The organism is Pseudomonas sp. HR1 (genome assembly GCF_030175875.1).
Taxonomy (GTDB): Bacteria; Pseudomonadota; Gammaproteobacteria; order Pseudomonadales; family Pseudomonadaceae; genus Chryseomonas; species Chryseomonas oryzihabitans.
This window is the reverse complement of sequence record NZ_JASNRF010000005.1, coordinates 142,911-154,503: the sequence shown is the minus strand read 5'-3', so window position 1 is coordinate 154,503 and position 11,593 is coordinate 142,911. Positions and strand designations below refer to the sequence as shown.

The window sequence follows — 11,593 nt, the reverse complement described above, 5'->3', positions numbered from 1 at the left end:
ATGGCCCAGAAGACCGCCAACCAACTGCGCATCATCGGTGGCGAATGGCGCAGCCGGCGCTTCGTCTTTCCCGATGCCCTGGGCCTGAGGCCCACCCCGGACCGGGTCCGCGAGACCCTGTTCAACTGGCTGGCCGCCGTCACCCCAGGCGCGCGGGTGCTGGACCCCTTCGCCGGCAGCGGCGCGCTGCTGCTGGAAGCCCTCTCCCGCGGCGCCGGCCAGGCGCTGGCCTTCGACCTCAATGCCCAGGCCGCCACTGCCCTGCGCGGCCATCTGCAGACCCTGGGCTGTGCCCAGGCCGAGGTGCGCCAGACCGACGCCCTGCAGGCCCTGGTTAAGCCGGCGGAAGCGCCCTTCGACCTGGTGTTTCTCGATCCGCCCTTTGGCAAAAACCTGCTGGAACCGGCCTGCGCGGCCCTGGAAGCCCAGGGCTGGCTGGCTGCGGACGCCTGGATCTACACTGAGAGCGAGACCCAGCCCTCGCGCCTGACGCTGCCCGCGACCTGGCAACTGCACCGCGAGAAGAAGACCGGCAACGTCCACTACGCCCTCTGGCACCGCCAGGCGTGACCAGCACGCCCTTCAAGCCGGCGCGCTGGCTGCCCGGCCCGCACCTGCAGACCCTCTGGGGCTCACTGTGGCGCCGCCTGCCGCCCATCACCCGGCCGCGGGAACGACTGTGGCTGGAGGACGGCGACTTCCTCGATCTGGACTGGTACAACGCCGAGGATCCGCGGGCACCACTGGTGCTGATCGCCCACGGCCTGACCGGCAGCTCCGGCTCCCACTATGTGCTCGGCCTGCAATTCGCCCTGGCCGCCCGCGGCTGGGCCAGCGTCGGCCTCAACTGGCGCGGCTGCTCCGGCGAACCCAACCGCCTGCCACGTGGCTATCACTCCGGCGTCAGCGAAGACCTGGCCGCGGTGGTGCGCCACCTGCAAACCAGTCGTCCGGACGCGCTACTGTATGGCGTGGGCTTTTCCTTGGGCGGTAACGTGCTGCTCAAGTACCTGGGCGAGCGGGGCGAGCACAGCGGCCTGCAGGCGGCCGCTGCGGTCTCGGTACCCTTTCGCCTGGACCTCTGCGCCGATCGCATCGGCATCGGCTTCTCGCGCATCTATCAGCGGCACTTCATCCGCGAACTGGCGCGCTATGTGCGCGACAAGCAGGCGCTGTTCGACCGCGACCTTCACCCCGAACAGCACGAGATCCTCGCGCGCCTGGGGCCGCCCGAGGGACTCAAGACCTTCTGGGACTTCGACGATCGCTACACCGCGCCCCTGCACGGCTTTCGCGATGCCCGGGACTACTACCGCCAGGCCTCCAGCCGCTACTACCTGGGGGGTATCCGCATCCCCACGCTGCTGATCCAGGCCGAGGACGACCCCTTCATCGGCACCGACGCCCTGCCCGCCCGCGCCGAACTGGCGCCCGACACCCTGTTCGAGCGCCTGCCCCATGGCGGCCATGTCGGCTTCGTCGGCGGCCCCTTCCACGATCCGGACTACTACCTGGAAAGACGCATCCCCGACTGGCTGGTCAGCCAGCGGGCAGCGCCATCCGGCCGATAAACGCCCACGGGTCGGCGATCCCGGCGGCTGTCGCCTTGGCCTCACTCCGCCCCTGAGCTACCATCCAAGCCCCAACAGCTTCGCCCCCAGGACAGCGTCATGAACCGAGTGCTATACCCCGGCACCTTCGACCCCATCACCAAGGGCCATGGCGACCTGGTGGAGCGCGCCTCGCGGCTGTTCGACGAAGTCGTGGTGGCGGTGGCGGCCAGCCCCAAGAAGAATCCGCTGTTTCCGCTGGAGCGCCGGGTCGAGCTGGCCAAGGCGGTGACCGCGCACCTGCCCAATGTCGAGGTGATCGGCTTCAGCTGCCTGCTGGCCACCCTGGTGGAGCAGCAGAAGGCGACCATCATCCTGCGCGGCCTGCGCGCGGTGTCGGATTTCGAATTCGAATTCCAGCTGGCCAACATGAACCGGGTGCTGGCGCCCCAGGCGGAAAGCATGTTCCTGACCCCGTCGGAACACTACTCCTACCTGTCTTCCACCCTGGTGCGGGAGATCGCGGCGCTCGGCGGCGACGTGACCAAGTTCGTCCATCCCACCGTGCATCAGGCGCTGCTGGAGCGTTTTGCCCCGGCCAGCTGATTAACCCCAAGGACTGTCGGGTGCAGCCGGCGCGCGGATGGGGCAAAATGCGCGCCTGACTTTTGGATCGCTGCGCGTTCGCGCAGCGTGGAGCCGACGATGTCCCTCATCATTACCGACGATTGCATCAACTGCGACGTGTGCGAGCCCGAGTGCCCGAACGGCGCCATCTCCCAGGGTGCGGAGATCTACGTGATCGATCCGAACTTGTGCACCGAGTGCGTGGGCCACTACGACGAACCCCAGTGCCAGCAGGTCTGCCCGGTGGACTGCATCCCCCTCGACGAGAACCATGTCGAGACCAAGGAGCAGCTGCACGACAAGTATCTGAAGATCAGCGGCCAGGCCTGAGCGGTCAGGTCCGGCGCCAGGGCCTATTCGGTACGCCCGTACCCGCTCTGGGTACAGCCCAGGCAGCGCACGAAGGCCGCCTTGCCCGGCTCGACCACCAACGCCTTGCCGGCCTTGCCGATGTTACCGCCGGCGGCGGTGAACGGCAGACTGACCACGAAAGCCCCCGCACCGATCACGGTCGCGGCGATCAGCAGCGGCCGCGCGATCAGCAGGTCGCCGATCATGGAAAAGGCAGCGGGTGCCTGGGCTTCACCGAACGCCTGGTCGGCGGTCTGATATTCGGTGACTTCACCCTGAGCCTGCTGCGCCTGCGCCGGCAAGACCTGCATCGTCAGGGCCAGCGCCAGCACGGCAGCCAGGCTACGGAACGGATTCATACGGCTGATCCCTTGCGCGGTTGTGATGGTGGTCCCTGAACTATAACAGGCCGCCCGCACTTGTCATGCGGGCGGGCCTCAGACGTCATTCGGCGCGGACGACCGGCTGCGGCGCGCGGCGATGGGCATAGACCATCAGCGCGATGCCGCCGAGCACCATGGGCACGCAGAGCACCTGCCCCATGGTCAGCCAGCCCCAGGCCAGATAGCCGAGCTGGGCGTCGGGCACCCGCACGAATTCGACGATGAAGCGGAAGATGCCGTAGCAGAGCACGAACAGGCCGGACACGGCCATGGTCGGCCGCGGCTTGCGCGAGTAGAGCCAGAGGATCACGAACAGCGCCACCCCTTCCAGGGCGAACTGATAGAGCTGCGAGGGATGGCGCGGCAGCTGGGCCGGATCGCTGTAGGGCGGAAAGATCATCGCCCAGGGCACGTCGGTGGGCTTGCCCCAGAGTTCGGCGTTGATGAAGTTGCCGATGCGGCCGGCACCGAGACCGATGGGGACCAGCGGCGCGATGAAGTCCATCAGTTCGAAAAAGCCCTTGTTGTGGCGCTTGCCGAACCACCAGACCGCCAGGATCACCCCGAGCAGGCCGCCGTGGAAGGACATGCCGCCCTTCCAGACCTCGAAGATCAGCGTCGGATTGGCGATGTATTCCGCCAGGTTGTAGAACAGCACGTAGCCGAGTCGCCCGCCGGCGATGACCCCCAGCGCCACCCAGAACACCAGATCGGACAGGGTCTCGCTGGTCCAGCGCGGATCGAAGCGATTGAGTCGCCGCTTGGCCAGCCACCAGGCGCCACCGATCCCCACCAGGTACATGAGGCCGTACCAGTGGATCTTCAGCGGCCCCAGCGACAGGGCCACCGGGTCTATTTGCGGATACGGCAGCATGGTGCCTCCTTGAAAGGGATCAGAGTAAGAAGTTGAGTCCGACGCCGAACAGCAACAGGGCAAACAGGCGCTTGAGCAGCCGGGGCGACAGGCGATGGGCCAGCCGCGCACCGAAACGGGCCGAGAACATGCTGGTCAGGGCGATACCCAGCAAGGCCGGCAGATAGACATAGCCCAGACTCCAGGCGGGCAGGCCCGGCTCCTGCCAGCCGACCAGGATGAAGGACAGCGCCCCGGACAGGGCGATGGGCAGGCCGCAGGCCGCCGAGGTGGCCACCGCCTGCTGCATGCTCAGGCTGCGCCAGATCAGGAAGGGTACGGTGAGCGAGCCGCCGCCGATGCCGAAGATGGCCGAGGCACAGCCGATCACCACCCCGGCCACCGTCAGCGCCGGCTTGCCGGGTTCGCCGGCCTGGGCCTTGGGGCGCAGGTCCAGCGCCAGCTGGATGGCGATGAGGATGGCGAAGGTGCCGATGATCTTCTGCAGCAGCGGGCCATGGATGGCGGCGGCGGTCAGGGCGCCCAGGGCGCTGCCGAAAACGATGCCCAGGGCCATCCAGGCGAACAGCCGCCAGCGCACGGCGCCGAGTCGGTGGTGGGCCCAGACGGAATTGAGCGAGGTGAAGACGATGGTGGCCAGCGAGGTCCCCACCGCCAGGTGGGTGAGGATGTCCGGATCGAGGCCCTGGGCGGTAAAGCTGTAGACCAGCACCGGCACGATGATCAGGCCGCCGCCGACCCCGAACAGACCGGCCAGCAGCCCGGCGCAGACGCCGAGCACCAGGAAGAGCAAGAGATCCATCATCACCTCGGGCGCAGGAGGCGGCATGGTACGCCGCTGCCTGCCCGGCGGGAAGCGGCCTTCCCGCCGGGCACGCTCAGCTCTGGACGCTGGCCGCCGGGTTGATCACCCGACCCAGTCCGAGATTGCGCAAGGCCAGATGCAGGGCGCTGTGGATGACCTGGGGGTTGTCGATCTGGCGCATCTGCTGCACCAGCTCGCGGGCCTTTTCCAGGGTGACCTGGCGCAGCAGCCACTTCACCTTGGGCAGGTTGGTGGCGTTCATCGACAGGGTGTCGAAGCCCATGCCCATGAGCAGCACCGCCGCCGCCGGATCCCCGGCCATCTCGCCGCAGATGCTCACCGGCACCCCTTCGGCGTGGGCGCCATCGACCACCTGTTGCAGCGCCTGCAGCACCGCCGGGTGGAAGTAGTCGTAGAGATCGGCCACCCGCGGGTTGTTGCGATCCACCGCCAGCAGGTACTGGGTCAGGTCGTTGGAGCCCACCGAGATGAAGTCCACCTGGCGCGCCAGGTCGCGGGCTTGGTAGACCGCCGAGGGTACCTCGACCATGACACCCACCGGCGGCATGGGAATGTCGACGCCTTCGTCCCGCACCTCGCACCAGGCGCGGTGCAGGAGATGCTGGGACTCCTCCACCTCGTGCACGCCGGAAATCATCGGCAGCATGATGCGCAGGTTGTTCAGGCCTTCGCTGGCCTTGAGCATGGCGCGGGTCTGCACCAGGAAGATTTCCGGATGATCCAGGGTGACGCGGATGCCGCGCCAGCCCAGGAAGGGGTTGTCTTCCTTGATCGGGAAATAGGACAGCGCCTTGTCGCCACCGACGTCCAGGGTGCGCATGGTCACCGGTGCCGGATGGAAGGCGGCCAGCTGCTCGCGATAGATGGAGAGCTGTTCCTTCTCGCTGGGAAAGCGCTCGTTGACCATGAAGGGCACTTCGGTGCGATACAGACCGACCCCTTCGGCGCCGCGCTGCTGGGCGCGGGCCACATCGGCCATCAGGCCGGTGTTGACCCACAGCGGCATGCGGTGACCATCGAGGGTCTCGCAGGGCAGGCTGCGCAGGGCGTCTAGGCCCTGGGTCAGCTGGCGCTCCTCCTCCACCACGTCGCCATACTGCTTGATCAGCGTCGGCGACGGATTGGTGAAGATCTCGCCGTGGTAGCCGTCGACGATGAGGTCGATGCCGTCCACCTTGGAATACGGCAGGTCCACCGCGCCCATCACGGTCGGCACGCCCATGGCGCGTGCCAGGATGGCGACGTGGGAGTTGCCCGAGCCGAGTACCGAGATCAGGCCGACCAGGCGCCCCTCGGGCACCTCGCCGAGCATGGCCGGCGAGAGCTCCTCGCTGACCAGAATGGTGTTTTCCGGATAGATCAGGCAGGCCTGGTGGGCCTGCTGCAGATAGGCCAGCAAGCGGCGCCCGAGGTCACGCACGTCGGCGGCGCGCTCGCGCAGATAGGCGTCGTCCATGAGTTCGAAGCGCTGGACGTGCTCCATCACCACCTGGCGCAGGGCGCCCTGGGCCCACTGGCCGCTCTTGATGATGGTGGTCACCTCGTTACCGAGGGCGGCGTCGTCGAGCATCATCAGGTAGACGTCGAACAGCGCCTGCTCTTCCTTGCGCAGCTGGGTGGACAGCCGCTTGGATAGCGCCTTCATGTCCGCCCGCACGCCTTCGAGCGCCGAGCGGAACAGTTGCAGCTCGGCGTCGATGTCGGTCACGGTCTTGTCCGGGACCACCTCCAGATCGGCGGGCGGCAGGACCACCACCGCCTTGCCGACGCCGACCCCGGGCGAACCGGGGATGCCGACGAAACGGGCCTCCTGGATGCCGCGGCCCTGCCGGTCCAGACCACGGATGGTCCCGGTGGCCTCGGCATGGGCGATCACCCCGGCGAGCTGGGCGCTCATGGTGACCAGGAAGGCTTCCTCGCCTTCGTCGAACTGACGGCGTTCCTTCTGCTGCACCACCAGCACGCCCATGACCCGGCGGTGGTGGATGATGGGTGCACCGAGGAAAGACGCATAGCGCTCCTCACCGGTCTCGGCAAAATAGCGAAAGCGCGGGTGGCTGGCGGCGTCTTCGAGATTGAGCGGCTCTTCACGGGTGCCGACCAGGCCGACCAGGCCCTCGTTGGGGGCCATGCTGACCCGGCCGATGGACCTCTTGTTGAGGCCTTCGGTGGCCATGAGCACGAAACGGTTGGTGTCGGGATCCAGCAGATAGACGGAGCAGACCTGCGACTGCATGGCCGCGCGGACACGTTGCACGATGATGGACAGTGCCGACCCCAGATCCTTGGCGGCATTGACCTCCTGGACGATCTTGCGCAGAACTGCAAGCATCTAGCGCCTCCGCAGCCGACGTCCGGCGGAGCCGCCGGCGTGCATCACGTGTCGTTCATCCTGCATGACCACAGCTTCTCCTCACCTCTTTCGCACCGGCCGAACCGGTAATCAGGCCAGCAAGCGGGGTGCCAACTCCTTGAGCGCCCGCCGATAGACCTCTCGCTTGAAGGTCACCACCTGGCCCAGCGGATACCAGTAGCTTACCCAGCGCCAGCCATCGAATTCCGGCTTGCCGGTCACATCCATCCGCACCCGCTGCTCTTCCGCGGTCAGCCGCAGCAGAAACCACTTCTGCTTCTGGCCGATGCACAGCGGACGGCTGTGGGTACGCACCATGCGCTGCGGCAGACGGTAGCGCAACCAGCCCCGGGTACAGGCCAGGATACGGACGTCATCGGGGCTCAGCCCCACTTCTTCGTTCAGCTCCCGGTACAGCGCCTCTTCGGGCGTTTCCCGGTCGTCTATCCCACCCTGGGGGAACTGCCAGGCATCCTGATTGATGCGGCGAGCCCACAGTACCTGGCCGGCATCGTTGGCGAGAATGATGCCGACATTGGGGCGAAAACCATCAGCGTCGATCACGGCTGCCACCCTTGAAAAATGTCGTTGCCCGCATTGTTCCACAAAGCCCGACAGCCCAGCAATGCAAGCTCCGGACCGACTGGGGCGCGGCCGACCGGCGCAGGCGTCCGGCACCTGCCGCCGCCTGCAAAAGCCCGCATTATGGTGGTCGCTAGCTGAACGTCGGCTTAAGGGCCGGCAAACGTCGCGCCCTAGCGAAAATGCCGTTGCACGGCCATGTAGAGGGCCAGCGCCAGACCGATCCAGCCGACCAGCCAGAAATAGTCGAGATAGCCCAGCACCTGGCTCTGGCGGGTGACCAGACTGGAGATCTGCGCCAGGGCGCTGTCGGCACCGGTGGCCAGCCGATAACGCTCGCCATAGGCCTGGTAGGTCTGGGCATAGGGAGTGACCGCGGCGCTGAGCACCGAGGCATGGAAGGCGTCGCGCCACTGCAGGAAGACGTTGGACAGCACGATGCCCATGGGCATGACCAGTTGCTGGGTCATGTTCTTGATCTGGTAGGCCTGGCTGAAATAGGCCGGCTCGACGCGCATGAAGGTGTACATGATGATCACCGCGAAGGTGCCGATCAGGTAGGTGCCATGCATCATCAGCCCAGGCACCAGCTGCTGGTAGAGGGGCACGTCGGCGTGCTGCCGCACCATCCAGAAGCCGTAGCCGGCCAGCAGCAGGTAACCCGCTACCAGGTACTTGCGAAAGCCGCCCCAGGGAAAGCGCTCGCGCAACCGCACCGAGGTGATCATCAGCAGCGGCGCCAGGCCGCACAGCCAGCCCAGCGCCATGACCCCCCCGGCGGTATAGACCGGCAGTTGCAGGCCGTTGACCACGTACTGGGGGATGATGAAGTTGTAGGCGCCGAGCAGGAAGTAGTTGAGCATCATGAACAGCATGCCGGCGAGAAAGCCCGGGGTGATGGCGTGCTTGAAGTCCAGGGTCGGCCGCGCCAGGCCGCGCTCGTAGTAGACATAGAGTCCGAGGATGACCGCTCCCACCAGCAGTTCCACGGCCAGCCACGGACCATCGCTGAAGAAGTCGAAGGCCAGGCGCTGGGTGGTGGTGGTCAGCAGCAGACTGCCCACCGTCAGCAGCACCATGGACAGCAGCGACGGCGCCCCGGAATTCTGCAGCGGATGGGAGCGCCGCGGCAGCGACAGCCAGACGCAGACGGCCACCAGCGCGCAGGCCAGCGCCGGCACCATGAAGATGGCGCGCCACTGGTGACCTTCCAGCAGCTCCGCGGTGGTGAAGGAGGCCAGCGCCCCACCCAGGGGCACGCCCGAGGCGAAGGCGCGAATCCCGGTCGGCAGCTGGGGGCCGGAAAAATACATCTGCACCAGCACCCGCGCCCCGGCAAAGAAGGTGGCGGCACCGGCGCCCATCAGCGCCCGCCCGACGATGAAGGTCGGCAGATCGGTAGCCACCAGGCAGCACACCTGGCCGACCAGGTGGATGCCGACGGCGGCGAAGATCAGGTTGCGATAGCCCAGGCGCTGGGCAAACCACTGGTGCGGGGCGCTGGTGACGATGACCGCGGCGCTGTAGCAGGCGGTGGCCAGGGTGTAGCTGCGCTGGTCGATACCCAGGCCGCCATATACGTAGCGGTTGGCCAGGGCGATGGAAAGATTGTCGAGAAAGTACACCAGCACCATCAGGGTGATGCTCAGCAGCAACAGGCCGCGATGATGGGGGCGATCGGTGTCGTCGGCGTACATGAAGACCCAGGCTGGCACTAAGGGGGCCAGTCGTGGACCCTGCGTCCGGGGCGGGGTTCAGAGACTGCGTTGGCGCAGCCTCTTCGAAGTGATGCGGATCGCGTCCTGGCTCAGCCGGGCAGCAGCGCCCGGACGTCGGCCAGGAGTTCGTCGGGCACCTCCAACCAGCCACGGGTGGTATTGCGTTCTCGTGCCTGGTAACGACGCTGCGACGGCAGGCGGGCGCCCTGGGCTTCGATGCCGGCGAACAGCTGCTCGGCGCGCTGCTGGTAGTCGGCTACCGCGGTACCGAGAAAGCGCTGGGGATCGAAGGCCAGGATGAGTTCGCCGTGATAGGGCAGCCCGCCGGCACCGGCGTCGACCGCGGAAGACTCCGGACTGGTGAGATCGCCGATCAGCGGGCCGGCGAGCAATTCGATCATGGCCGACAGCGCCGAGCCCTTGTGACCGCCAAAGGTGAGCATGGCGCCCTCCTCCAGCACGGTGCGGGCATCGTTGCTGGGCGCGCCCTCGGCATCCACTCCCCAGCCCTCGGGCAGGGCTTTGCCTGCGCGACGATGCAATTCGATTTCGCCGCGGGCCACGGCGCTGGTGGCGAAATCGAAGACGAAGGGCGGACCCTCGGGCCGCGGCCAGCCGAAGGCCAGGGGATTGGTACCGAACAGCGGGCGACGACCACCGGCCGGGGCGACATAGGCCTGGGTCGGATTGCAGGCCAGGGCCACCAGGCCCCTGGCGGTAAGGGCTTCCATCTCCACCCAGAGCGCCGAGAAGTGCACACAGTTGTTGATCGCCAGGGCTGCCAGGCCACAGCTGCGCGCCTTGGCGTCGAGCAGGGGCAGCCCCGTCTCGAAGGCCAGCGGGGAGAAGCCGCCACCCGCATCGACCCGGACGATGGCCGGAGCCACGTCCTCTACCGTCGGCTCGGCATCGGGCACCACCTTGCCGGCCTTGAGCGTCTTGACGATGCCCAGCAGCCGATAGATGCCGTGGGAGGCGCAGTCGTCACGCTGGCCGGCGACCATCATGGCGGCGATGGCCGCGCCCTGCGGCTGACTGAAACCTTGGGCCGCGAGCACCTCTTCGGCCAGGTGCTGCAGGTCTTCCGGGGTCATCTGGGCCATGGCGGCGCTCCGTTGGGAAAACCCCGACTATGCCGCAACCGGCCACGACCCGCTCGCTCGACTTGGGATCGGTCGTGCCGATCCCGGCACAGTCAGCCCTGGTGGTAGCGCCCCGACAACTCGTGCACGGCTTCGATGAAGGCACCGGCATGGGCCGGATCTACCTCGGGGGTGATGCCGTGGCCGAGGTTGAAGACGTGGCCGCTGCCCTGGCCATAGCTTTCCAGGATGCGCCCCACCTCGGCGCGGATGGCCGCCGGCTTGGCGTAGAGCACGCTGGGGTCCATGTTGCCCTGCAGGGCGACCTTGCTGCCGACCCGCCGACGGGCTTCGCCGATGTCGCAGGTCCAGTCCAGGCCCAGGGCCTCGGCGCCGCTGTCGGCCAGGCTTTCCAGCCAGAGACCGCCATTCTTGGTGAAGAGGATCACCGGCACCCGGCGTCCTTCATGCTCGCGGATCAGCCCGGCGACGATCTTGCGCATGTAGGCCAGGGAAAATTCCTGGTAGGCCGCGGCGGACAGGTTGCCTCCCCAGGTATCGAAGATCTGCACCGCCTGGGCACCGGCGCGGATCTGGCCGTTGAGGTAGGCGGTGACCGCCTGGGCCAGCTTGTCCAGCAGCAGGTGCAGGGCCTCGGGGGTGTCGTAGAGCATGGCCTTGGCCTTGCGGAAATCCTTGCTGGAGCCGCCTTCGATCATGTAGGTGGCCAGGGTCCAGGGGCTGCCGGAAAAGCCGATCAGGGGTACCCGCCCGTCCAGCGCCGTGCGGATGGTGCGCACGGCGTCCATGACGTAGCCCAGGTCGGATTCGGCATCGGGTATCGGCAGCGCCTCGATGTCGGCCGGGGTGTCGATCACCTTGCGAAAGCGCGGACCCTCGCCGGTCTCGAAGTAGAGGCCCTGCCCCATGGCGTCGGGAATGGTGAGGATGTCGGAAAAGAGGATGGCGGCATCCAGCGGATAGCGCTCCAGCGGCTGCAGGGTCACCTCGCAGGCGAATTGCGGGTTCTTGCACAGACTCATGAAGTCCCCGGCACGCGCCCGGCTGGCGCGGTACTCGGGCAGATAGCGTCCGGCCTGGCGCATCATCCACACCGGGGTGACATCCACCGGCTGCTTGAGCAGGGCACGCAGGAAACGGTCGTTCTTCAGGGCAGTCATGGCGACATCCGGCAGCAAAAGTGCCGGCATTGTCGCAAAGCGGCTGGCAAAAGGCACGGCACCGGG

12 protein-coding genes are annotated in these 11,593 nt (G+C 67.1%); 4 read left to right on the top strand and 8 right to left on the bottom strand.

Going from position 1 to position 11,593, the window contains the following annotated elements:
* The 4 genes from rsmD to QKY98_RS18485 all read left to right on the top strand — a co-directional run bounded on the left by rsmD (nt 1) and on the right by QKY98_RS18485 (nt 2,507).
* A complete protein-coding gene (gene rsmD / locus QKY98_RS18500) occupies nt 1–570 on the top strand; it encodes a 16S rRNA (guanine(966)-N(2))-methyltransferase RsmD (RefSeq protein WP_284671371.1) in 570 nt (189 codons plus the stop codon).
* Complete coding sequence (locus QKY98_RS18495) at nt 567–1,571, top strand: hydrolase (RefSeq protein ID WP_284671370.1); 1,005 nt, start codon at nt 567–569, stop codon at nt 1,569–1,571. Before rsmD ends, QKY98_RS18495 begins: the two co-directional genes overlap by 4 nt.
* A gap of 99 nt (nt 1,572–1,670) precedes the next feature.
* On the top strand, nt 1,671–2,156 hold the full coding sequence (coaD, locus tag QKY98_RS18490) for a pantetheine-phosphate adenylyltransferase (protein ID WP_007161641.1): 486 nt from the start codon (nt 1,671–1,673) through the stop codon (nt 2,154–2,156).
* 99 nt (nt 2,157–2,255) lie between these two features.
* Nucleotides 2,256–2,507, top strand: a complete 252-nt coding sequence (locus QKY98_RS18485; RefSeq protein ID WP_007161640.1) for a YfhL family 4Fe-4S dicluster ferredoxin — start codon at nt 2,256–2,258, stop codon at nt 2,505–2,507.
* 23 nt (nt 2,508–2,530) lie between these two features.
* Here the strand turns inward: QKY98_RS18485 and QKY98_RS18480 are convergent, their stop codons facing one another.
* The 8 genes from QKY98_RS18480 to hemE form a co-directional block, all read right to left on the bottom strand.
* Nucleotides 2,531–2,887, bottom strand: a complete 357-nt coding sequence (locus QKY98_RS18480; protein ID WP_027598899.1) for a hypothetical protein — start codon at nt 2,885–2,887, stop codon at nt 2,531–2,533.
* 85 nt (nt 2,888–2,972) lie between these two features.
* Nucleotides 2,973–3,785 (bottom strand): prolipoprotein diacylglyceryl transferase, encoded by an 813-nt coding sequence (gene lgt / locus QKY98_RS18475; RefSeq protein ID WP_017641011.1) that lies wholly within the window; start codon nt 3,783–3,785, stop codon nt 2,973–2,975.
* A gap of 19 nt (nt 3,786–3,804) precedes the next feature.
* Nucleotides 3,805–4,587: a sulfite exporter TauE/SafE family protein gene (locus QKY98_RS18470; protein WP_284671369.1), complete on the bottom strand. Its 783-nt coding sequence runs from the start codon at nt 4,585–4,587 to the stop codon at nt 3,805–3,807.
* Nucleotides 4,588–4,663: 76 nt separating this feature from the next.
* The gene (gene ptsP, locus QKY98_RS18465) at nt 4,664–6,943 is read right to left on the bottom strand and encodes a phosphoenolpyruvate--protein phosphotransferase (protein ID WP_007161636.1); all 2,280 of its coding nucleotides are present in this window, start codon (nt 6,941–6,943) and stop codon (nt 4,664–4,666) included.
* A 111-nt stretch (nt 6,944–7,054) separates the two neighbouring features.
* Nucleotides 7,055–7,528, bottom strand: coding sequence for an RNA pyrophosphohydrolase (locus QKY98_RS18460; RefSeq protein WP_007161635.1), 474 nt, complete (start codon nt 7,526–7,528; stop codon nt 7,055–7,057).
* Between the two features lie 191 nt (nt 7,529–7,719).
* Complete coding sequence (locus tag QKY98_RS18455; protein ID WP_169854710.1) at nt 7,720–9,261, bottom strand: MFS transporter; 1,542 nt, start codon at nt 9,259–9,261, stop codon at nt 7,720–7,722.
* 92 nt (nt 9,262–9,353) lie between these two features.
* Nucleotides 9,354–10,367: an Ldh family oxidoreductase gene (locus QKY98_RS18450; protein WP_115946670.1), complete on the bottom strand. Its 1,014-nt coding sequence runs from the start codon at nt 10,365–10,367 to the stop codon at nt 9,354–9,356.
* Between the two features lie 92 nt (nt 10,368–10,459).
* A complete protein-coding gene (hemE, locus tag QKY98_RS18445) occupies nt 10,460–11,527 on the bottom strand; it encodes a uroporphyrinogen decarboxylase (RefSeq protein ID WP_042136641.1) in 1,068 nt (355 codons plus the stop codon).
* Nucleotides 11,528–11,593: the final 66 nt, after the last annotated feature.

What these genes read in the sequence shown, in the direction of transcription:
- rsmD (WP_284671371.1), top strand. Translation starts at nt 1, where the DNA reads ATGGCCCAGAAGACCGCCAACCAACTGCGCATCATCGGTGGCGAATGG.
- coaD (WP_007161641.1), top strand. Translation starts at nt 1,671, where the DNA reads ATGAACCGAGTGCTATACCCCGGCACCTTCGACCCCATCACCAAGGGC.
- QKY98_RS18485 (WP_007161640.1), top strand. Translation starts at nt 2,256, where the DNA reads ATGTCCCTCATCATTACCGACGATTGCATCAACTGCGACGTGTGCGAG.
- QKY98_RS18480 (WP_027598899.1), bottom strand. Translation starts at nt 2,887, where the DNA reads ATGAATCCGTTCCGTAGCCTGGCTGCCGTGCTGGCGCTGGCCCTGACG.
- lgt (WP_017641011.1), bottom strand. Translation starts at nt 3,785, where the DNA reads ATGCTGCCGTATCCGCAAATAGACCCGGTGGCCCTGTCGCTGGGGCCG.
- QKY98_RS18470 (WP_284671369.1), bottom strand. Translation starts at nt 4,587, where the DNA reads ATGGATCTCTTGCTCTTCCTGGTGCTCGGCGTCTGCGCCGGGCTGCTG.
- ptsP (WP_007161636.1), bottom strand. Translation starts at nt 6,943, where the DNA reads ATGCTTGCAGTTCTGCGCAAGATCGTCCAGGAGGTCAATGCCGCCAAG.
- QKY98_RS18450 (WP_115946670.1), bottom strand. Translation starts at nt 10,367, where the DNA reads ATGGCCCAGATGACCCCGGAAGACCTGCAGCACCTGGCCGAAGAGGTG.
- hemE (WP_042136641.1), bottom strand. Translation starts at nt 11,527, where the DNA reads ATGACTGCCCTGAAGAACGACCGTTTCCTGCGTGCCCTGCTCAAGCAG.